This is a genomic window from Candidatus Poriferisocius sp., assembly GCF_965208475.1.
Taxonomy (GTDB): domain Bacteria; phylum Actinomycetota; class Acidimicrobiia; order Acidimicrobiales; family Bin134; genus Poriferisocius.
This window is the reverse complement of record NZ_OZ242338.1, coordinates 255372-276980: the sequence shown is the minus strand read 5'-3', so window position 1 is coordinate 276980 and position 21609 is coordinate 255372. Positions and strand designations below refer to the sequence as shown.

Here is a 21609-nt window from a genome sequence, read left to right as displayed (position 1 = left end):
GGCCGCGCTCACCTGGACTCCCCCTGATGGGCAAGAACCGCGCTCATGAAGTCGGCCACTCGGCGGGTGCCGGCTACATCGTGAGCCCTGAGGACTCGACAGCCCAAGCCGATGCCGAGGGCATGGGCCGCCAGCGTGGCGTCCCGGCGTCCCCCCACCTCGGTGCCGGTCAGCGCCCCCAAGAACCCCTTGTTGGACACCGACAAGAATAGCGGATAGCCCAACCCGGCCAGCTCGTCGGCCCGGCGCAGCAATTCCGCCGACATCGGTGGGGTCTTGCCCAGGTCGTGCCCCGCATCGAGCATGACCCGCTGCGGGGGAATGCCCGCCTCGACCGCCCACCGGGCCCGCTCCGACAAGAAGCGGCTCACCTCGCCCACCAAGTCGTCGTATTCCGGCGCCGGGTCAGCCACACGCGGGGCCAACCGCACGTGGCAGGCCACCACCGAGGCCCCGGCTTCGGAGGCGGCGCACAGATAGCCGGGGTCGGCGAATCCACTGATGTCGTTGCCCACCACTGCCCCGGCGGCGTAGCTCTCCCTGGCCACCGAGGCCCGCCAAGTGTCGGCTGATAGGGGCAAATCGAAACGCTCGCGCAACGCCGCGATGGCCGGCACCACCCGGTCCATCTCCTCGGCCTCGGTTACCTCCGGGCCAGGTCCGGCCTTGACCCCCCCGACGTCCAAGAAATCTGCCCCCTCGGCCACCAGCTTCTCCGCTTTGGCCAAGAAGGCGTCGAAATCCCAATACTGCCCGGCGTCGTAGAACGAATCGGGCGTGCGGTTCAAGATGCCCATCACCAGAGCCCGGGTGGTCACGTCATAGCGGTGGGGCCCCAGCTCCACGATCACGGGGGCGACGCCTCCATGGGGCTCAACTTGTGCTCTCAGATGGACCGAGCTCCACGATCACGGGGGCGACGCTACACCGCCTGCCGGGACAACCGTTACCACAAGGCCGGAGTCGTGGGACACCACCTCCGCTTCGAGGCCGCCGACCAGCACCCGCTGGCCAGTCCGAACGGTAGCGGCCCCGCCGATGCGGTGGCCGGGAGGGGCGATGATCGCCCCTACCCACATCCGCTCTTGCAGGGTTCGGATCTGGTCGCGTTGGGCCCGAGTGCCGCGGTCGGCTACGGCCAGGTCGACGGCGCCCACGCCGGCTCGCCGCAGATCCTCGAGCAGCCTCTCGGCAGACCGGTTGGAACCCAGCGCGATCACCACGGTCTGGCCTTCCCGCCACACTTCGACCCCGGAGTCGAGCACGGTGTAGAAGGGCGGTTCGGCGATCCGAAGAGCCACCGCGGGCAACAGCAGCACCACCGCCAGCGCGGCCGCCGCCACTGCCCGCAGCAGTCGTCGCCGGGCCAACCACCAGCCCCCGGCGACGATGGCCACGGCAACAAGATGGGGCGCCCGTATCTCTCCCAATCGAGCCGACGCGGCCCACCCGGCCACCGCCTGTATCCAGCCGATGCCCACCGCGGTGGGCCAGTGGATGGCGTGGGCCACCGGACCGCCCAAAAGCCCGGCGGCGACCCCGGCCGAAAGGCTCCACATCATGATCGGTCCGGCCACCGGAGCGGCCAGCAGGTTGGCCGGCAGCGACGCAATCGGCACCCCGCCAAAGGTGGCGACCAACAGCGGCGACACGGCCAACTGGGCCGAGATGGTCACCGCAAGCGCTGCGGCCAGGGTGGGGGGCCCGGGCAGGCGCTCGGCCAGTCGGGGGGCCCACAAGATGATGCCCGCCGAAGCGGCCACCGACAGCCGGAAGGCCACCGAATGCACCAACAGCGGGTCGACCAGCACCAACAGGGCCACCGCTAGGGCCAGCACCCGGCGGCTGGAGGCGTCGCGGCCCAACATGGTGGCGGTGGCCGCGATGGCCGCCATCACCGTGGCCCGCAGCACCGAGGGCTCAAACCGGGTGACCAGCGCAAAAAAACCGATCAGCCCCAGGGTGAGCACCCAGCGACCCCTGTAGTCGAAGCGCTCGATAACCGGGCGGGCCAGGATGAGCACGAAAGCCACGTTCTGTCCCGACACGGCCAGCAGATGGGTGAGGCCTGCGGCCCGGAAGTCGTCGGACACCACCGGCGATTGATAGCGGTCGTCGCCGTACGAAAGCCCGGTGAACAGAGCGTGGCGGTCGTTGTCCAGCGACTGCCCGCCCCGGGCGATGGTGCGACGCAGCCAGTTGGCCAGCCGGTAAGGCAGCGACCCGTCGCGATAGCTGTGGACGCGGTCGATGCTCAGCCGGTTGGCGATGTGGCGGGCCGCCTGGTAGTCGGGCAGCGGCTGGATCGGGCGGACGCGGCCCGAAATGCGAACCCGGTCCCCGGCCAACCGGTCACTCAGGTCGCGGGCGGCTCGGCCGTAGGCCCATGCCTCATAGCGCCGGCCGTCAATCCGCACATCTACCCGCGTCCCCTCGCCGACCGGAACCGGATCAGCCACCAGGGTTGCCTCGCTGTCAATGGCTGCGGGCTCGACGGGGTCTAGACCGGCCCAGGCCCGCGCCCCCAGCGACGAGCCCGTCAGCGCAACGGCGGCGATCAGCACCCACGGCATGCGGAAGGCCAGGGCAGCAATTCCCAGGGCCATCGCCGGGATCAGCGGAACCGCCGCCGACCACCAAGCACCCACTATTGCCGCCGCGGCCAGCACAACTGCGTGACGATCGCTCATCGCAGCCCGGCGCTCACAGGGATACCAGGTCGCGGATCTGCTCGAGCTTGGATGGGCCGATCCCGGACACGGCGAGCAGGCCGTGTACCGAGTCGAACCCGCCTATGCGCTGGCGGTGCTCGATGATGGCCGCCGCGATGGCCGGCCCCACCCCGGGGAGCGATTCGAGCTGCTCGGCAGTGGCGGTGTTGAGATTCAAGGGGCCGGATCGGGCAGCCTCCCCGCCGCCTGCCGGCCCGCTTCCCCCCAGCGGTGCGGGGATGGCGGTCTGGCCGACACGGGGGAAGTACACCCACTGCCCGTCGAACAGCGCGGCAGCCAGGTTCACCCGGTCGTGGTCGGCGTCGCTGGTCAGCCCCCCGGCTGCCTCTACCAGGTCGATGACGCGGGCATCGTCTCGAAATAGGTACACCCCCGGAATCTGGACCGCCCCGGCGGCGTGGACCAGGATCGGCACCGGCTCGGCGACGGAAGCGGGGGTGGTGGGCAGCGGCGTGGCCATTGGGATCACGGCCTCGGGACGGGGAGCAGCGCTAGGACCCACCATGAGGTAGGCCGCTATCCCGATGGCAGCCACGAGCCCGGCGCCCGCAATCACCAGCCGGGGACCGGTGATCAAGTGGCGATAGTCATCCAGCATCTCCCGGACCCGCTCTGCCGGGGTCGGCCGGGGAGGGGGCAGAGGGGGGTCTTCCATGAGCCGTTTCCGGGCGCGACGCGCCTTGTCAGCAACGGGGGAAGCAGCATCAGGGTATCAGCCCGGAATCAGAATCAACAGGGGCTGCGATATTGGGCAATCGCCCCGAACGCAGCTCGTTTCCCGTCAGTAGAGCTGGGTGGTGAGGCGGCGGCGGTAGACGGCAGTGCGGGGATCGTCGGAACCCATGATCTCCAGCAGGTCGACGAACTCCTGTCGGGCAGCCGGGTCGGCCTTCACCCGGCCGAGCAGATCCTCCAGCCGGGCTTCAGCATCGGCGTCGCCGGCCCGGCCGCCGGTGCGGGCCAATGCAGCCACCCGGCGCACTTCGGGGGTCTCGGGGATCCGCTCCAGCAGTTCCAGAGCCTCATCACCCCGCTGTTGGGCCACCAACAGGTCGGCCAATCCCACCACGGCGCCTTCATGGTCGGCGTCCAGTTCCAAGGCGCGCCGCAGAGAACCCTCGTCGCCCGCGGCCACCAACCCGGCCACCTCGCTCTCCAGCTCCGTGGGGAGCAGCCGCTGCACGAACTCGGCCACCGCGGCCTCGCCCTGGGCGCCGACAAACCCGTCCACCACCTTGCCGTCGCGCATGGCGTACACCGCGGGAATCCCCTGCACCTGGAACGCCTGGGCGGTCTGTGGGTTCTCGTCCACGTTTACCTTGGCCAGCTCCACAGAACCGCCGGTAGCTGCCACTGCCTGCTCCAGAATCGGCCCGAGCGTCTTGCACGGCCCGCACCACGGCGCCCACAGGTCAACCACCACGGGCACGGTGTGCGATCGCTCAGCCACCGCGGTCGCAAACGTCGCATCGGTCACATCAGCCATGGACTACCTCTCATTGATCGCTGGGGGAACGCCACCGGTTACCTCTCATTGATCGCTGGGGGAACGCCACCGGCTGCTGCTCGTCAGATGCCGGGGATCGCCACCCGCCCCCGAAGAAAGCTAGCGTGGCCCTTCGCATGGACCACATCCGAGGCATCCGCCACGACGCAGTCAGCGACTGGTTCAAGGCCAACGTGGCCGGCGCGGCCTTGCCGCTGACGTTCGAGCTGATCGCCGGCGGGCATTCCAACCTCACCTTCAAAGCCACCGATGCCCACGGGCGGTGCTATGTGTTGCGCCGGCCCCCGCTGCGCCAAGTCCTGGCCACCGCCCACGACATGGGCCGGGAGCACAAGGTCATCGCCGCGCTGGCCAACACCGACGTGCCGGTGCCCCGGGCGTTCGGTCTGTGCGAGGACGAAACCATAAACGAGCGCCCCTTCTATGTCATGGAATTCGTGGATGGACGGGTTGTGCGCACCCAAGAGCAGGCCTTCGGGCTCGCCCCTGAGCTGCGCCGGTCGGCCTCCCGGTCGATTGCCGACATCCTGGCCCGCATCCACGCCGTGGACGTCGGCCTAGTGGGGCTGGGCGACTTGGGGCGCAAGGAGGACTACATCGCCCGCCAGCTTCGGCGCTGGCTGCGCCAGTTCGAGGAGTCCAAGACCAGGGAGCGTCCCGAGATCCAACAAGTGCACGACCACCTGGTTGCCCGCATCCCTGAGCAGGGACCGGCTGGAATCGTCCACGGCGACTACCGCCTGGACAACTGCATCCTGGGTGAGAGCGGCCAGGTGGTGGCCGTGCTCGATTGGGAGCTGTGTACTCTGGGCGACCGCAACGCCGACATCGCCCAACTCCTGGTGTATTGGGCCGAGCCCAACGACCCCGATTTCGCGTTGGACAATCCCCCCACCTCGGTGCCCGGATTCGCCAGCCGGGCTGAGCTGCAAGACCGCTACCAGCAGGCGTCGGGGCGCGATCTGGACAACTTCGAGTTCTATCTGGCCTTTGCCTATTGGAAGGTGGCCTGCATCCTAGAAGGGGTGTATAGCCGGTACGTCGGCGGGGCGATGGGCGACAAGGCTCCGCCGCGAGGGGCCGACAGCTTCGCCGCCCGGGTAGACGCCCTCACCGAGATGGCCACAGCCGCGGCGGAGCAGGTGGCATGAGCAGCGGCCTGGTCACCGTCCACTTGGACCCCGACCAACTGGACATTGCCGATTCTGTGATGGTGATCGCCTTGGACGGATGGGTGGACGCCGGTTTTGGCATGCGCAGTGCTTCCGAGATCATGCTGAAAGACCACAGCGAGCGGCTGGTGGCCAGCTTCGACGCCGATCTGCTCATCGACCACCGGGCCCGCCGACCCACCATGACCGTGCGAGACGGCCGGGTGGACGACATCAACTGGCCGGCCATCCGACTCCTGGCGGTGAGCGACCTCGACCAGCGGGATTTCTTGATGCTCCACGGCCCTGAGCCCGACTTCCGCTGGCAGGCATTCTGTAGCGCGGTCGGCAGCCTGGTGCAGCAGTTGAGGGTGGCCCGGATCGTGTCGATCGGCGCCTACCCCGCGGCCGTGCCCCACACCCGGCCGGTACGGCTGATGGCTGCCGGCACCTCCCCAGAGCTGATCAAGGGGTTCGGCGCCCCCCAGAGGACCCTGGAGGTTCCCGCAGGCATAAGCGCAGTGTTGGCCAACCAGTTCGAGGCGTCGGGGTTGGAGACGGTGTCGGTGTGGGCCCAGGTGCCCCACTACGCGGCCGGTTCGCCGTTCCCGGCCGGCACCGCAGCCCTGTTCCAGGGATTGCGAGCAGCCGCCGACCTGCGGTTCGACCCGGCCCCGCTGATCGCCGAGGGCTTGGAGGTGTCGAGGCGGCTCGACACCATGATCGCCCAAAACGCCGGCCACCAGCGCCTGCTCGGACGGCTGGAAAGCGCCTACGACTCCGCGTTGAGGGAGCAGAGCACCGAGATCCCCAGCGGTGAAGAGCTGGTCAGGGAACTGGAGCGCTTTCTGCGCGACCAGGACGAGTCCAAATAACCACTGCCACCACCCGAGAGGACAGAGCATGAAGCTAGACGGCGGCCTCGTTACCAGAGCGGCCAGAAAAGGATCGGTTGGGCCACTTGGCGATGCCGCCGACAAAGCCCGCAGCTTGGAGGCGGCCGGCTACGACGGGGTGTGGTCGGCCGAGCTCGACCACGACCCGTTCCTGCCGCTGGTGCTGGCCGCCGAGCACACCAGCCGCATTCAGATCGGAACCTCGATTGCGGTGGCTTTCGCCCGCAACCCCATGGTCTTGGCCAACTTGGGGTGGGATCTCCAGGCCTATTCCGGCGGGCGCTTCATTCTCGGCCTGGGCTCGCAGATCAAGCCCCACATCACCAAGCGATTCTCCATGCCCTGGTCTCACCCCGCCGCACGGATGAAGGAGTTGGTCGACGCGGTCAAGGCGATATGGGATTGCTGGGAGACCGGCGAGCGCCTGTCGTTTCGGGGACAGTTCTACAGCCACACGCTGATGACCCCGATGTTCAGCCCCGGCGCCAATCCCTTCGGCCCGCCACCGATTCATTTGGCCGCGGTGGGCGACCTCATGACCGAGGTGGCCGGCGCGTCGGCCGACGGCTGGATCAGCCACGGATTTACCACACCCAGCTACGTGCGGGAAGTGTCGCTGCCCGCCCTCGAGCGGGGGGCCGCCAGCGCAGGCCGCGATCCCAAGGACATTGAGGTTTCGATGCCCGTGTTCATTGTCACCGGCGAATCAGAGGAGGAAATGGAGTCGGCGGCCCGAGCGGCCCGCCGGCAACTGGCCTTCTATGGCTCGACACCCGCATATCGCCCGGTGCTTGAGCACCACGGCTGGGGCGACGCCCAAGACGAGCTGAACCGCATGTCCAAACAGGGCCAGTGGGCTGAGATGGCCGACGTGATCGACGACACCATGCTGGGAACGTTCGGGGTTGTGGCCGAGCCCCAGAACCTGGCCGGTGCCGTGGCGACCAGCTATGGAGGGCTGATCGACCGCATGACGTTCGGTCAAGGCCTTCGCCCCGACGGACCCTGGGCCAAGGTGCGCGAGGCGCTCCGAGCGATTCCGGGACGATCTTCAGTGTAATCATTATACCAGATTTGGTATAATGATTACACCAAAAATAGTATATTGAGGCCATGGCAGACGAGCCAGGCCGCACCCCTGACGACACGACCCTCACTCCTGCGGGATACCGGAAGCGCATCGCCGAAGCAGAGGCGGACGCTGCCCTGCGAACGGCCCGGGCACTGCTGGTGGAGGGCCCCAAGGGATGCGGCAAGACGTGGTTCGCCAAACGATTCGCTCGCAGCGAGGTGCTCCTAGAGCAAGACCATGCCGCGCTGACGCTGGCTCAGGCCGTGCCCGACCGGGTGCTCGAGGGCGCAACGCCCCGCCTCCTCGATGAGTGGCAGCGAGCCCCGGGGCTGTGGGGGGCCGTCAGGGGGGCCTGCGACGCCCGGGGGGCGCCGGGCCAGTTCATCCTCACCGGGTCTGCTGCCCCCGCTGATGACCTCACCAGGCACTCGGGGGCGCTGCGGGTGCAGAGGCTCGCCCTGCGCACGATGTCGCTCGCTGAACAGGGGCTCTCCTCGCAAGCCGTATCCTTGGCCGGGCTCTTGGACGGCATACCGTGTGAGGCGTCGCCGACGGGCCAGCACCTGCCCGAGGCGGTAGACGCCATCTGCCGAGGCGGCTGGCCCGGCCTGGACTCCATGACACCTCTCCTGGACACCTCCCGGGCTCTGCGCAGCTATCTCGACGACATCGCCCGCACCGACATCCGCCAAGTCGACGGCATAGAGCGCGATCCAGTGCGGGTGTCGGCGCTTATCAGGTCGCTTGCCAGAAATTCGGCCACCGCAGCGAGCCTGAACAAGCTCGCCAATGAGGCCAGCGCCGACGCCCCGCTGAGCCGCCACACCGCACGCTCCTACCTCGACGCACTCCAGCGGCTGCACATCTTGGAACCCCTCCTTGCCTGGCCGACCCACCTGCGCTCCCGCTCGCCGCTGCTCACCAGCCCCAAGCACCACTTCTGCGACCCCTCCCTGGCAACCGCGGCCCTCCGAGCCTCCCCGCAATCCCTCCTCGCCGACCCCAAGGCGCTCGGGTTCCTCTTCGAATCGCTGGTGATCAAAGAGCTGCGCACATACGCCCAAGCGGCTGACGCCGCTGTCTACTCATTCACCGACGCCGCTGGCGCCGAGGCCGATGCCATCGTGGACGCCGGAGACGGCCGGTGGATTGCCGTAGAGGTCAAACTAGGCGGCGACGAGCAAATCCAAGCCGCAGCCCGCTCCCTTTTGGCCGCCACCAAGAAAATAGACGAAACCCGCATGGGGAAGGCCGCGGCGCTCGTCGTGATCACCGCTGCCGACGGATACGCCTACCGCCGAAGCGACGGCATATCAATCGTCCCCATATTCACCCTCGGCCCCTAAGCGACCAATCCGCACAACGCGAAGCGACGGCCTGGGTTGCCCTCTACACCACCACGTTGACCAGTTTGGGGGGGCGGGCGATGACTCGTCGGGGTTCGCCGCCATCGAGGTAGGCCTGCACCCTCTCTGACGCCAGGGCCAGTGCCTCAGCCTCAGCGTCGGCGATGTCGGCAGCCACTTCGATGCGGTCGCGCACCTTGCCGTTGACCTGCACCACCATGGTGACCGTCTCCAGCACCAGCTTGGCCTCGTCGGCGGTGGGCCACGGCTCAGTGTGGATGTTGCCCCCCCGGTGCATCTCCCACAGCTCGGCGCAGATGTGGGGCACCATGGGCGCCATCACCAGCAGCAGCGAGTCGATGGCGAAGGCCAGCGTGTCGTGGCGGGGGCCGTCGTCGGCCTGCACGTAGCGGTAGAGATCGTTGGTGAACTCCATGCAGCCGGCCACCGCGGTGTTGTACGACCAGCGGTCGAACTCCGAGGTGAGGCGATCGATCAGCCGGTGGGTGGCGGCGTCGATGGCCTGGTCGGCTTGGGTAACCGGGCCGATGCGGGCCGGGTTGGCCCGCTCGGCGGTGCCGGCGGCCAGGCGCCATAGCCGGCCCAAGAACCGGGCGCAGCCCTCGAGGCCGAAGTCCTCCCAGTCCACGTCTTCGGCGGGCGGCTTCACCTGCAAGATGGCCAAGCGCAGGGCGTCGGCCCCGTGGGCGTCGATGATCTCCTCGGGCGCCACCAGATTGCCCCGAGACTTGGACATCTTGCCCCCGCCCATCCGCACCATGCCCTGGGTGAACAGCCGCTGGAAGGGCTCTCGCAGCCCGGCGGGGGCCACGCCCAGATCGGCCAGCGCCCGGGTGAAGAACCGGGCATACATCAAATGCAAGATGGCGTGCTCCACCCCGCCGATGTACTGGTCCACCGGCAACCAGCGCTCCAGCGCCTCTTGGCTGAACGGCATCTCGGAGTTGTCGGGATCGGCGAAGCGCAAGAAGTACCACGAGGAGTCCACGAAGGTGTCCATGGTGTCGGTCTCCCGCCGGGCCGAGCCGCCACAGGCAGGGCAGGCGGTGTGCAAAAAGCCGGGATGGTCCACCAGCGGGGACCGCCCAGTGGGCATGAAGGCCACGTCGTCAGGCAGGGCCACTGGCAATTGGTCGTAGGGCACCGGCACCGTCCCGCACCCTTCGCAGTACACCACCGGTATGGGGCATCCCCAGTAGCGCTGGCGGGACAGCAGCCAGTCGCGCAGACGGTAGTTCACTTTGCGCTGGCCGATGCCCTCGCGTTCCAGCCAGTCGATGGCCGCGGCCTTGGCCTCGTCCATCCACAGGCCATTCAGCCATTGGCTGTTGATGGATGGCCCGTCGCCGGTGTAGGCCTCGCCGTCGAAGTCCTCGGAGGGCTCAACGGTGCGGATGATGGGCAGGCCGTAGGCGGTGGCGAAGTCCCAGTCGCGCTGGTCCTCGCCGGGCACGGCCATAATCGCCCCGGTGCCGTAGGTGGTGAGCACGTAGTCGGCCAAAAACAGTGGGATCGCCTCGCCAGAGAACGGGTTGACCACCCGGGTGCCGGTGTCCACCCCCCGCTTGTCGGCCGGGCCGCCTGTCGACAGCCGCTCGATCTCGCTGCGCTCGGCCACCGCGGCGATGAACGCCTCCACCTCTGCTCGGCGATCCTCGGCCACCAGCTCCGCAACCCGGGGGTGCTCGGGGGACATGACGGCGAACGTCATGCCGAAGCTGGTGTCGGGCCGGGTGGTGAACACCGGGATCCCGTCGACGTCGTCGCGGGGCCGGCCAGCGTCATCGGCGATGGGCAGGGTGAACTCGGCCCCCTCAGAGCGCCCGATCCAGTTGCGCTGCATGACCTTCACCCGGTTGGGCCAGTCCAGGCCGTCGAGCCCGTCGAGCAGTTCCTCGGCGTAGGCGGTGATGCGGTAGAACCACTGCTCCAGCTCGCGCTGCTGCGCCATATCACCGGAGCGCTCACAGGTGCCGTCGGCCAGCACCTGCTCGTTGGCCAGCACCGTCTGGCAGCCACCGCACCAGTTCACCGGAGCGGTGGCCCGGTACACCAGGCCGGCCTCATAGAACTTCAAGAAGATCCACTGGGTGAAGCGGATGTAGTCGGGGTCGTGGCTGCTCAGCGTGCGGCGCCAGTCGTACACCGCGCCGATGCGGCGCAGCGAAGACGACAGCCGCTCGATGTTGGCGTCGGTGTGCTCTCGGGGGTGGGTGCCGGTCTTGATGGCGGCGTTCTCCGCCGGCAGGCCGAAGCTGTCGAAGCCGATGGGCGACAGCACCCCGTCGCCGCACATGGTGCGGTATCGCACCAGCAGATCGCCGAAGGTGTAGTTGCGTACGTGGCCGATGTGGGCCGGGCCGCTGGGGTAGGGGTACATCGACAATACGTAGTAGGGCGGCCGGGGATCGTCGTTGTCGATGTCGTAGGTGGTGTCGACGATCCAGCGCTGCTGCCATTTGGGCTCGATGGCCGCGGGGTCGTAGCCGTCCATGGCCGCTCAATCTACCGAGCGCCCGGTCGGGGGCAATAACCGTTATCCCATGTGGGTCAACACTTCGACGGCTGTTAGAGTTCCCTGTTCGCGGGGCTGTAGCTCAGTTGGCTAGAGCGCTTGCATGGCATGCAAGAGGTCGTGGGTTCGAGTCCCATCAGCTCCACCATTTGGCGTCGCCAGCCGGGTGGTGTGGTTGTAGTGGGGGCCTGCCCGGCAAGTTGGCCCTTGACTCATACCCTCACGCCGTGGGAGCATAGTTGGCCGGGCGGAGGGTGCCTTTCACCGCACTGTTTGATGAGGTGAAACCCGGATGCTCAAGAAACTGCCCCTCGCTATGGTTGCAACCGCATTGGCCTGCTCCCTGCTAGCCACTTCCGGGGCGGGTGCCAGCCAGCAGCCCCAAGCCATGGTGAAGATCGCCGCTCGCTGGATTGACAGCGGGCAAATCGAGATCAACCTAGAGCAGATGTCAGACGGCAATTGGCTCAGCATGGCCCAACCCAGCCAGATCCACCTCGCGGGCGACTGGGTCAACAGTTCGACAATCTCGCTTGGCGCGGTAGGCGATGTGCGGATTTCCTCTCGGATGGCCAGCGACAACGCGGAGCTAGCCGTGCAGCAACAGCGCACCGACGGCTCCTGGGGCTGGCGAGTCCTGCCGGCAGACCGTCGCTTGCCGACCGGCTACGAGACCGGCCAATGGATGTTCACTTCACCGCTGATGCTCAAAGCCACCGGGCCTCCCAGCTCAACGCCCGGCGCAGCATCTGGGCGACCCTCCTCCACGACAAGCATCGAACCCTCATACACCCCGTTCAGCATGCACTTGAGCATTTCCGACAGGTCGTTCGACGGCACGGGCAACAACATCGAGAATCCGTCTTGGGGATCGACGGGCACGGCCCTTTTGAAGAAGGCCCCAGTCTCCTACGCCGACGCCGTGTCCGTGCCTACAAGCTCACGCCCCAACCCCCGGCTGATCAGCAATCTCGTGTTATCCCAAAGTGGGCCGTTTCCCAACTCCCGAGGTGCCAGCGACATCACCTGGCAGTGGGGCCAGTTCATCGACCACGACATCACCCTGAGCCTCGACAACGACCAGGAGCCATTCCCGGTCTCGGTTCCCCAAGGAGACCCCCATTTCGACCCTGGCGGCAGCGGCGCCAAGTTCATCCACGTGGACCGCTCTCAGTTCGACTCCGAGACAGGCACAGGCCCGGACAACCCACGAAGGCAGGCCAACGAATTGACGGCCTTCATCGACGCCTCTCAGGTATACGGATCAGACGAGGCCCGGGCCCGGGCGCTTCGCACCGAAGACGGAACGGGCAGGCTCAAGACCTCCCAAAGCGGGCGCTTTCTGCCCTACAACGAGCAGGGACTCGCAAACGAAGGCGGCAGCAACCGCGCCGATCTGTTCGTGGCCGGCGATGTGCGCGTCAACGAGCAGATCGGGCTGATCGCCATTCACACCCTGTTCGTGCGAGAGCACAACCGCCTAGCCGGCATAATCGCCGAGCAGCACCCGGGCGTCGGCGGCGATGAGATCTACCAGATGGCCCGCAAAATCGTAGGGGCGCACATCCAGGCCATCACCTTCAAAGATTTCTTGCCACAGCTCTTGGGCCCCGACGCGATCGCCGCCTATTCGGGCTACGACCCGGGCGTGGACCCCACCATCGCCAGCGAGTTCTCCGCGGCCGCCTATCGGGTGGGCCACACCTTGCTGTCTCCCAGCCTTCTCATCGCAGGCGCCGACGGACAAACCGATTCGGTGAGCCTGGCGCGCGCCTTCTTCAACCCGGCAATGGTCACCGAGCACGGCGTCTCTGCGATCCTCCGGGGCCTGGCGTCCCAGAGGGCCCAAGAGGTTGACTCCAAAGTCATCAACGAGGTCAGGAACATGCTCATTCGGGGGCCGGGCGGCCCTACCTTCGATCTCGTGTCCCTCAACATCCAGCGGGGCCGCGACCACGGGTTGGGCGACTACAACACCGTGCGCACGGCCTACGGCCTGCCTCCCGCGGAGAGCTTCGCCGACATAACCTCCGATCCGGGCATTCAACAGGCACTCGAGCTTGCCTACGGAGACATTCACGACATGGACTTGTGGCCCGCGGCCCTGGCCGAAGACAACCTGCCCGGGGCGATGGTCGGCGAGACCTTGCGAGCCATCATCTCCGATCAGTTCCGCCGACTGCGCGACGGCGACCGCTACTGGTACGAGAACGACCCCTACTTCTTGGTCAACCCGGCCCTGCTGGAGGACATCCGCAACACCACCCTGGCCGACATCATCCGCCGCAACACCCCCCTAGAAGGCGAGATCCAAGACAACGTGTTCATCGTCAAGGAAAATTGAGCCCGACTGGCCCTGTTCAGTCTGTGAGGTCAACCTCTGAGGAGCGGACCATGCTGGCGAGTTTGGTCAGCAGATACTCAATACCCCCATCTGCGAGCAAGGGTTGACGAGGGGGCAGGTACGGGGCACCCTCAGGGTTCGATCGTCCAAGTCGGCCTAGCGACCAGGATCGGAGTACCTCGGGGCGGTTCTCTGGGACGACAAGATCTCGCCGAATGCTTGCTGTCACACCCAGAGGCGATAATGATGGCGAAGTACACCTCTGTAATTTGAGCGCGCAGTAAATCGCACAATCTGGAGTACGGCCATGAGTACAATCTTCTACTGCTTCCCCCCAAGGATGGCCCCAGAGCAGCTGAGTCGGTCCCCGCTAGGCATGGTGGCTCTCCAGGGCGAAAAGTCAGTTTTGGGATTCTTGCATGAACGAGCCTGAACGAGAAGCAGCTGCGACTCAGGCCACCGCACTCTACAAGCGGCCTATAAGGGCTCGTCGGTCCGGTGCCCTATTCAACGCGTTTTCGTACCCAACCAAGATTGATCCCGAGGCCATTGCGTTGTTCATCGCGGCTCATACGAAGCCAGGAGATCGAGTACTGGACGTCTTTGCCGGTAGCGGGACCACAGGGCTTGCCGCCCGCCTGTGCGAAAGCCCAACAGAAGCCATGCTCGCACAGGCCCATGAACTGGACCTGCCGGTGCAGTGGGGCCCACGCTCCGTCGTCCTGTACGAGATCAGTGCCATCGGCTCCCTTCTGTCAGACGTCATGTGCAACCCGCCAGACCCAGATCGATTCGTTCCGGCAGCAGTCGCAGTCGTGAATTCTGCCAAGGAAAAACTCGGGTGGATGTACGAATCGGAAGATCCTGAAGGCAACCTAGGGTCGGTTCGCCACACAATTTGGTCCGAAATCCTTGTCTGTTCATCGTGTCATCAGCAAACGACCTTCTGGGATGCTGCGGTAACCATGGAACCACTTGAGATCGCCAAGGATGCGCGTTGCCCGAACTGCCGCACTCATATGTGGTTGGGCGAAGCGGAGCGATTGACGGCTATGCGCTGCGACCCGCTCAGCGGTGAACCAACCTCACAGAGGGTGAGGGCACCTGTGTTCGTTTATGGGCGAACTGGGAAGATGACGTGGAGGCGACCTCCATCAACAAGAGACAGAGAGTACCTAGAACGAGTAAGCGCGGAACCGCTCCCGGCAACCGTGCCCAATCACTCATTGAAGTGGGGTGACTTGTATCGAGCGGGCTATCACCATGGGATCAGTCAGCTCCACCATCTGTACACCAGGCGGAATCTCCTAGCTGTGGGCTCGCTATGGCAAGAAATTGGAAACCAACCCCGTGAACTTCGCCCCGCACTCAAGCTGTTGATTCTGAGCTACAACGCCACCCACTCGACGCTTATGACCAGGGTGGTGGTCAAGAAGGGAATGAAGGACTTCGTCTTGACTGGCGCGCAGTCGGGGGTGATGTACGTGAGCAGTCTCCCCATAGAGAAGAACGTGTTTGCCGGGGCAGCGCGAAAGATCAAGACCTTCGCCGACGCATTCCAAGTAGGACACGGAGCAGCGGGTGATGTGAGCGTCGTGAATGCCTCGAGCACGAGTCTGAACCTCCCCGACTCGAGTGTCGACTATGTCTTCACCGACCCGCCGTTTGGAGACTTCATCCCGTACTCCGAGATCAACCAGGTCAACGAAGCTTGGCTCGGCTCTCTGACCGATTCCGCAGAGGAAGCCATCATCAGCCGGTCACAGTGCAAAGGCGTTCAAGACTACGAGACGCTCATGAGCAGGGTTTTCTCAGAGGTCGGCCGGGTTCTCAAACCTACTGGCACCGCGACTGTTGTCTTCCATTCCTCCAAACCCGAGGTGTGGGCCGCCCTCGGTACAGCTTTCGGATCAGCGAACTTGAAGGTTCAGCGATCAAGCATCCTCAATAAGACTCAAGTGAGCTTCAAGCAGGTGGTTTCCGAGGGTTCGACGCGAGGGGACGCGGTGTTCCTCCTCGCCCGCGACCAAGGAAAGAACGGTTCGGATACTCGGCGCGCCTCCACCATGGAGTCCTTCCGCCAAAGACAGGATCGCGGTGAATCGCCACAACACCTCTACGCACGGTACGTCGCCGAGTGTACCGAGTTGGAAAGACCGGTTGAGCTGTCAACCCGACAGTTCTACGGCGAATTGCAGCGGGACCATCAGGTGGTCACATGACCGTTACCCATCCTGGGCCCACCCAAGACCGGCGTAAGCGGCTAGGACAGTATTTCACCGGCGTGCCCCTGGCACGACTGCTAGCAGCGCTCGCTTCGGCTCAGGATGCGCAAACGATCATCGACCCGATGGCAGGGTCTGGCGACATGTTGGTTGCTGCTCATTCGCTGGCTGCCCCCCATGCTGACCTCACAGCCGTTGAGATCGATCCTGAGGCGGCGGCCAAATGCTGCGAGCGACTGGCGTCAGTCGACCCTCACGGCCCATCCATGAGGGTCGGCAACGCGTTTGACCCGTCGACCTGGTTCGGGTTCGAAGAAAAGACCTGGGATCTCGTAATCACAAATCCACCATATGTTCGGTACCAGCTTGCTAGTAGCAAGGCCGAAGGGCCCATCGCCGTGCCGAGCGCCCAAGAAGTCCGCAGTGGGCTAGCGGCGATCCTCACCAGCCGTTCGGGGGTGCCTCGATCAGAGCGCGACCTTTTTCAGGTGCTCGCTGAACACCACAGCGGACTTGCCGATCTAGCGGTCCCCTCCTGGATACTCTGTGCCTCTCTCGTCCGCCGTGGCGGACGTCTCGCGATGGTTGTGCCTGATACATGGCTCTCCCGAGACTATGCGCTACCGGTGCAGTACCTGCTCCATCGCTTATTCGAGGTCGAATCCGTGATCGAGGACGGCGAAGCGCAGTGGTTTCCCGAGGTTCTCGTAAGGACCACACTGGTGGTAGCGCGACGGGTACCGGATCGCGGACCCGGTCAGTTGGACAGCATACGAAAACACATCCATATTCGCCTCTGTTCAAAGTCGTCAATGGGCAGCATCGTGGGAAACATGTATCCCTACTCCGAACAGCCCGATGTTGAATTCGCCTCTGACGTTGCCGCCCTTGCGGCATCGCCTTCGACACCTGTGCTCAAGGAGAAGCTGCGAACTCGGTGGGTCGCGCCGTTAGACGCCAGTTCTCTTGGCACCCGCCCGGGCGATTCCAAATGGCTTCAAGACTGCGAACCGGGCCTTGTGCCGCGGCGCCCGAATGCCGTTGGCAGAGCGCCAGCGCTGCCCACAGCGGTGCGCGACATCGTTGGGGATTTGAGCCAAACCTGGAATCTTGAGTCGATGGGCTGGAATGTAGGCCAAGGTCTGAGAACTGGGGCCAACCGCTTCTTTTACGGTGACCTGGTCGATGAGCGGCCCGATGAGATCCTCGTCCGAGTTGATCCTGAGATCAGTCCGAGACCTATCCCGGTACCGTTAGACGCCGTAGCGACCGTCGTGCGCAAGCAAAGCGACCTAGTAGGAGGCAAGCGACCAGAAGATTCACTTGGTCGCCTTCTGCTCCTGAACTGTTACGCGCTCCCGGAGGATCTCGACCTCGCTGCACCCCTATTCGGACCTCCGACATATCATGCAATGACAGAACCGCTGGCAGAGCATGTGCGTCGCGCGTCTACATTGAACGTCGGGACAGACGAAAACCTGAAGACAATCCCCGAGTTGTCAGCAGTCAGGACAAACATTCGCACGATGGACCCGAAGAGACCGCTCCGACCACCTCGGTTTTGGTACCAACTCCCGCCACTGGCTCCCCGGCATACTCCTCAACTGTTAATCTCTCGTGTAAACCACGGCCATCCAATAGCGATGCGGAACCCAACTGGAACGATCATCGATGCCAACTTCTCGACTTTGTGGCCAGCCAAGGAGCATTCTCTGCCTGGCAATGCACTTCTGGCCCTACTCCACAGCACTTGGGCGATTGCCGTTCTTGAGAGCACTGGCACAGTCTTAGGTGGCGGTGCGCTGAAGATCGAAGCAACTCACCTGAGGAAGTTGGCCTTCCCTCCACTCAATTCTGAGCAGATCACTGCTTTGACAGGGATCGGAGAGCAGTTGATCCATGCCGCTGCACCGCAGGAACAGGCCAGAGCGAGTGTCGATAACATACTCACACGAGCCTTGGCAAGACGCGGGTTGGGCCGTTCAAACATGCACAGACTCGACCAACTCGCTGCGGAACTTCGAGGTCGCCGTACGCGGCAACTCGGCAACGGCAGAGCCGAGTGACTCCGCGGGCGGGCTAGATCAAGCCGCAGCGGCGCGTGCTGTTTGCGCTGACCCGAAAGAGTGTCCCACTGGCTGTTGACTCTTCGATCCACCGGGCGGCACGCGCGCTCTTGGGTGCTGCAACCGAAATCTCAAAGGCGGTACCTGAACGCTGGAACAGTATGATCCGATGCGCGTATTCGAGTCCGCTCTGAGCCGTGGTCGGCAAATTGATTCGTTCCATTCTGTTGTGCCCGTGCCAGGTCAATGGCCTTGGCCACGATTCTGCATTGGCCATTAGAATTGGCTCGCCGATCTTTCGCTGCTCGTCGTCGTAGTTGTCGAACTGGAAGCCGAAGAACCGCTGGGCAAGCCGTGGTAACTCAAGTTGACTACCCGACCCGCCACTCGTCCCACCAGCCTCTACCCAGAGTGCTTGGTGTTCATTGAGATTGACCACACAGTCTTCGACAGCCCTTCTGAAGATCGGGAGGTCGTCTGGCTCACCTTGTCTTGGAATGGGGGGTTCATCTAGACGTGCGGCTGCCCGTTGTCGAGGACGACTCTCCCTGTAGTCATTGAGCATTTCGTCCGATAACAAGACGGAGCCAGCTTCGAGGGCTGTCCAGATCACCTCGGCCTCCTGAAGGTCTAGATCCACCACACTCACCGCCTCGACATTCACGCTCAAGGCTCTTCGCGAAAGGTTCGCCGACCCAACCACGGCTTGTACTCGCTCAGGCCGGTAGGCAAGATAGAGCTTCGGATGAAAGCTCGATGGGTTCGATCGGAGGCGGATCTTGCCATCGGCCTCAAGATTCGCAATCCGCACCTCGAACCCATTCTCCTGTAGTAGTTCGATCGCTACCGGTTCCGTGTGCCCAAAGTCAAAGCAAGTAATCACGGTCTTAGGAATTGCCGACCAATTCTCGCCGACCTGATCTGCAATCGCGGCAACCAGTGTCCGCACGCCCTCCCTCGTCGCATACGCCACGGCCACCCGGTAGGCCGTCGTCTCAATGTTGACGCAATCTGAGATTGCCTCAAGGACCGAGTTCGCATGCACCGGACTCTGATAAATCAGCAACTCTGCTCGCCTCCAACCTGCAATACCCTGATCAGCGCAGGTCAACAGTACACATGAGCTTCACCCTCATCGAAGGTGAGGTCCAAGACGACATGCCAATCGTCAAGAACACCTGCCAAGGGATGCCGCCGTCAGCCGCTGAGTTGAACCTCGACGGCATCGACGAGGTCGGCGCTGGAGCGGGCGGTCCAGATGGTGTAGGTGCCGGGGTCGACGTACCAACCGGCGTCGGTGCGCTTCTGTGATTCGCCGGCGGGAACCGGGTTGCCGATTTGGAGCCCGGGCGGTGACTGGTCGCCGGAGTCGTAGTAGGCGAAGGCCCGGCGGTTGAGCACGATGCGGGCGGTGGTGGCCTCGCCGGGGGCCAGGTGGACCTTTGCGAATCCCTTCAGCTCCCGCACCGGGCGGTGCAGCAGCGACGGAGGGGGCTCCACGAACACCTGCACCACGTCGCTTCCCGGCCGATCGCTTGTGTTGACCACGTCCACCTCCACCACCACCGGGTCGGCCACCTCGGCGTCGCCCCCTCCCGACACTCGGGGCTGCGACCACTCGAAAGAGGCGTATGACAGGCCATGGCCGAAGGGCACGGCTGGCTCTATGGCCCGGGCGTCGAACCAGCGATGGCCGATGTAGAGGCCCTCGCCGTAACGGACGACGCCGTTCTCGCCGGGATAGTTCAGGTAGGCCGGGCTGTGCTCGTAGCGGGCCGGCACCGTCATCGTCATCCGCCCGCCGGGGTCGGCCTGGCCGAACAGCACATCAGCCACCGCGTAGCCCATCTCCTGGCCGCCGAACCCGGCCACCAGCACTCCAGCCACATCGTCGGCCCAATCGAGGTTGCAAGCGCCGCCGGTGTTGACCACCACCACGGTGTTGGGGTTGGCCGCGGCCACTCGGCGGATCAGCTCGGGCTGGTCGCCGGGCAGGTCAAAGGAGTCGCGGTCGCGCCCCTCGGTCTCCCAGTCGGCGTTGGTGCCCACCACCACCACGGCGGCGTCGGCGTCGGCCGCGGCTTCCACCGCCTCGGCGAGCAGATCTCTCTTCACCTGCGATTTCAACCCCACCCGAACTCCGCACAACATGAAGCTGTCCCGGCTGGAGTACTCGATGACGATGGGCGTCTCGCGGCCCTCGGTTAGCTGCACCGGCGCGGAGATCAACTCCGAGCCCATCCCGAAGAAGTCGTCGCCCCGGTCGTAGTCGCCCTCGGTGGCGTCCAGCACCACCTCGCCGTCGAGCTGTACCCGGCAGCGTCCGAGCTGCACCAGCCCCAGGGTGTGCTCGCCGGTGCTCTCGGCCACCAGCACACCCGATGCCCTCACCGAGAACGCCTCGGGGTTCACCCCCGGCCCCGGTTCGCCGAAGAACACCAACTCGGCCGACGCCGACTCATTGGCATGCACTACCGGCCCCGACCAGTCGTGGCCGTTGTAGAACTCCAACTGGAGCTTGCCCTTCAGCATCGGGGCGGCCAGCGCCACCAGCGAGCGCTCGATATCGCAGCCCTGGGCGTAGCTCACGTCGAGGTGGCCGTGCTCATCGCCGAGCGCATCCATCAGGCTCACATTGCGATACCCCTGCACGGTGGCTGATCCCCCGCCCATGATCTGGGCCTTGCGGGCATTGGGGCCGATCACCGCCAGCGTTCCCGACATGGCTGAATCCAGCGGCAACACCCCGTTGTTGGCCACCAACACCGTCCCCGCGGCGGCGGCTTGGCGGATGAGCGCTCGATCCTCGAGACGATCCAACTTGTCCTCTTGGCCGGGCACGCACCTGTCGTCTCCGTCGAAGGCCCCGGTGCGCTCCAGCAGACGCACCACATCACCGGCGATCCGGTCGAGATGGCCCTCGTCCATCTCCCCCGCGGCCAGCGCCTCGCCGATCGGTCCGCGGTTGTACCACTGGCCCGGCCCGGGCATCTCCAGGCTCAACCCGGCTCGGGCCGACGCCGCGGTCGACCGGGCCGCGAACCAGTCGGAGATCACGAACCCGTCGAAGCCCCACTCGTGGCGCAGCACCTGGGTGAGCAGCCACTCGTTCTCGGAGCAGAAGGTGCCGTTGAGCCGGTTGTAGGCACTCATCACTCCCCAGGTGCAGCCTTCGAGCACTGCGTACTCGAAAGGAACCAGATACAGCTCCCGCAGAGTGCGCTCGTCCACTTGGGAGTCGATGGAGTTGCGCTCAAACTCGGAGTCGTTGGCCACGAAATGCTTGGGGGTGGTGGCTACGCCCCGGGACTGCACGCCCCGCACAAACGCGGCGGCCACCCGGCCCGACAGGATCGGATCCTCGCTGTAGCACTCGAAGTTGCGCCCGCCCAGCGGGTTGCGATGCAGGTTGATGGTGGGGGCCAACAGCACCCGGCAGCCCTTGGCCCGAGCCTCGTCGCCCAGCACCCCGCCCAGCCGCTCGACCAGCTCGGGATCCCACGTCGCCCCCAGCACCGCCCCGGCCGGGATGCAGGCCGTGGCCGTGCCGGTGCCCAGCAGCCCCCCGCCCCGAGCCCCGTTGGGCCCATCGGTGACCCCAATAGCGGGAATGCCCGCCGAATCGAAGCCCTTGGTGGTCCAGATAGCCTCACCGGCCACCAGATCGGCCTTCTCCTCGGTGCTCAGTGCAGCCAACCGCCCCGCCACCCGATCTTCCCCGCTTGCTCCCATGC

Annotated in this window: 13 protein-coding genes, 1 tRNA gene and 1 pseudogene; 8 read left to right on the top strand and 7 right to left on the bottom strand. The window is 65.2% G+C overall.

Annotation, left to right across the window (positions count from 1 at the left end; translation table 11 throughout):
• Positions 1-8 precede the first annotated feature (8 nt).
• The 4 genes from folP to ACOGXA_RS01305 form a co-directional block, all read right to left on the bottom strand.
• Entirely contained in the window at positions 9-851 is an 843-nt protein-coding gene (folP, locus tag ACOGXA_RS01320) for a dihydropteroate synthase (protein WP_419925492.1), read from the bottom strand.
• Positions 852-908: 57 nt separating this feature from the next.
• Complete coding sequence (locus ACOGXA_RS01315; RefSeq protein WP_419925491.1) at positions 909-2690, bottom strand: ComEC/Rec2 family competence protein; 1782 nt, start codon at positions 2688-2690, stop codon at positions 909-911.
• 13 nt (positions 2691-2703) lie between these two features.
• A complete protein-coding gene (locus ACOGXA_RS01310; RefSeq protein WP_419925490.1) occupies positions 2704-3387 on the bottom strand; it encodes a helix-hairpin-helix domain-containing protein in 684 nt (227 codons plus the stop codon).
• 126 nt (positions 3388-3513) lie between these two features.
• A complete protein-coding gene (locus ACOGXA_RS01305) occupies positions 3514-4218 on the bottom strand; it encodes a tetratricopeptide repeat protein (protein WP_419925489.1) in 705 nt (234 codons plus the stop codon).
• Between the two features lie 125 nt (positions 4219-4343).
• Between ACOGXA_RS01305 and ACOGXA_RS01300 the strand changes: the two genes are divergently transcribed.
• Genes ACOGXA_RS01300 through ACOGXA_RS01285 form a run of 4 tightly spaced genes read left to right on the top strand, consistent with a single transcriptional unit; the run spans position 4344 to position 8704 of the window.
• On the top strand, positions 4344-5390 hold the full coding sequence (locus tag ACOGXA_RS01300; RefSeq protein WP_419925488.1) for a phosphotransferase family protein: 1047 nt from the start codon (positions 4344-4346) through the stop codon (positions 5388-5390).
• Entirely contained in the window at positions 5387-6265 is an 879-nt protein-coding gene (locus ACOGXA_RS01295) for a proteasome assembly chaperone family protein (protein ID WP_419925487.1), read from the top strand. Before ACOGXA_RS01300 ends, ACOGXA_RS01295 begins: the two co-directional genes overlap by 4 nt.
• 28 nt (positions 6266-6293) lie before the next feature.
• Positions 6294-7346, top strand: coding sequence for a TIGR03617 family F420-dependent LLM class oxidoreductase (locus ACOGXA_RS01290; RefSeq protein WP_419925486.1), 1053 nt, complete (start codon positions 6294-6296; stop codon positions 7344-7346).
• Between the two features lie 53 nt (positions 7347-7399).
• Complete coding sequence (locus ACOGXA_RS01285; protein ID WP_419925485.1) at positions 7400-8704, top strand: ATP-binding protein; 1305 nt, start codon at positions 7400-7402, stop codon at positions 8702-8704.
• 43 nt (positions 8705-8747) lie between these two features.
• Here the strand turns inward: ACOGXA_RS01285 and leuS are convergent, their stop codons facing one another.
• A complete protein-coding gene (leuS, locus tag ACOGXA_RS01280; RefSeq protein ID WP_419925484.1) occupies positions 8748-11219 on the bottom strand; it encodes a leucine--tRNA ligase in 2472 nt (823 codons plus the stop codon).
• Positions 11220-11311: 92 nt separating this feature from the next.
• Between leuS and ACOGXA_RS01275 the strand changes: the two genes are divergently transcribed.
• From ACOGXA_RS01275 to ACOGXA_RS01260, 4 genes and pseudogenes are all read left to right on the top strand, one after another.
• Positions 11312-11388: transfer RNA gene (locus ACOGXA_RS01275), tRNA-Ala, on the top strand.
• 168 nt (positions 11389-11556) lie between these two features.
• The gene (locus ACOGXA_RS01270; RefSeq protein ID WP_419925483.1) at positions 11557-13584 is read left to right on the top strand and encodes a peroxidase family protein; all 2028 of its coding nucleotides are present in this window, start codon (positions 11557-11559) and stop codon (positions 13582-13584) included.
• 416 nt (positions 13585-14000) lie between these two features.
• Positions 14001-15806: pseudogene (locus ACOGXA_RS01265) on the top strand (DNA methyltransferase); the annotation flags it as partial.
• Positions 15803-17875, top strand: coding sequence for an N-6 DNA methylase (locus ACOGXA_RS01260; RefSeq protein WP_419925482.1), 2073 nt, complete (start codon positions 15803-15805; stop codon positions 17873-17875). The pseudogene ACOGXA_RS01265 and the gene ACOGXA_RS01260, both read left to right, overlap by 4 nt.
• 13 nt (positions 17876-17888) lie before the next feature.
• Here ACOGXA_RS01260 and ACOGXA_RS01255 read toward each other — a convergent pair whose 3' ends face one another.
• Both ACOGXA_RS01255 and ACOGXA_RS01250 read right to left on the bottom strand, forming a co-directional pair.
• Complete coding sequence (locus tag ACOGXA_RS01255) at positions 17889-18941, bottom strand: hypothetical protein (RefSeq protein WP_419925481.1); 1053 nt, start codon at positions 18939-18941, stop codon at positions 17889-17891.
• Positions 18942-19072: 131 nt separating this feature from the next.
• On the bottom strand, positions 19073-21607 hold the full coding sequence (locus ACOGXA_RS01250) for a glycoside hydrolase family 3 protein (RefSeq protein WP_419925480.1): 2535 nt from the start codon (positions 21605-21607) through the stop codon (positions 19073-19075).
• Between the last annotated feature and the right edge of the window lie 2 nt (positions 21608-21609).

What these genes read in the sequence shown, in the direction of transcription:
- ACOGXA_RS01315 (WP_419925491.1), bottom strand. Translation starts at nt 2,690, where the DNA reads ATGAGCGATCGTCACGCAGTTGTGCTGGCCGCGGCGGCAATAGTGGGT.
- ACOGXA_RS01310 (WP_419925490.1), bottom strand. Translation starts at nt 3,387, where the DNA reads ATGGAAGACCCCCCTCTGCCCCCTCCCCGGCCGACCCCGGCAGAGCGG.
- ACOGXA_RS01305 (WP_419925489.1), bottom strand. Translation starts at nt 4,218, where the DNA reads ATGGCTGATGTGACCGATGCGACGTTTGCGACCGCGGTGGCTGAGCGA.
- ACOGXA_RS01295 (WP_419925487.1), top strand. Translation starts at nt 5,387, where the DNA reads ATGAGCAGCGGCCTGGTCACCGTCCACTTGGACCCCGACCAACTGGAC.
- ACOGXA_RS01290 (WP_419925486.1), top strand. Translation starts at nt 6,294, where the DNA reads ATGAAGCTAGACGGCGGCCTCGTTACCAGAGCGGCCAGAAAAGGATCG.
- ACOGXA_RS01285 (WP_419925485.1), top strand. Translation starts at nt 7,400, where the DNA reads ATGGCAGACGAGCCAGGCCGCACCCCTGACGACACGACCCTCACTCCT.
- leuS (WP_419925484.1), bottom strand. Translation starts at nt 11,219, where the DNA reads ATGGACGGCTACGACCCCGCGGCCATCGAGCCCAAATGGCAGCAGCGC.
- ACOGXA_RS01270 (WP_419925483.1), top strand. Translation starts at nt 11,557, where the DNA reads ATGGTTGCAACCGCATTGGCCTGCTCCCTGCTAGCCACTTCCGGGGCG.
- ACOGXA_RS01260 (WP_419925482.1), top strand. Translation starts at nt 15,803, where the DNA reads ATGACCGTTACCCATCCTGGGCCCACCCAAGACCGGCGTAAGCGGCTA.
- ACOGXA_RS01250 (WP_419925480.1), bottom strand. Translation starts at nt 21,607, where the DNA reads ATGGGAGCAAGCGGGGAAGATCGGGTGGCGGGGCGGTTGGCTGCACTG.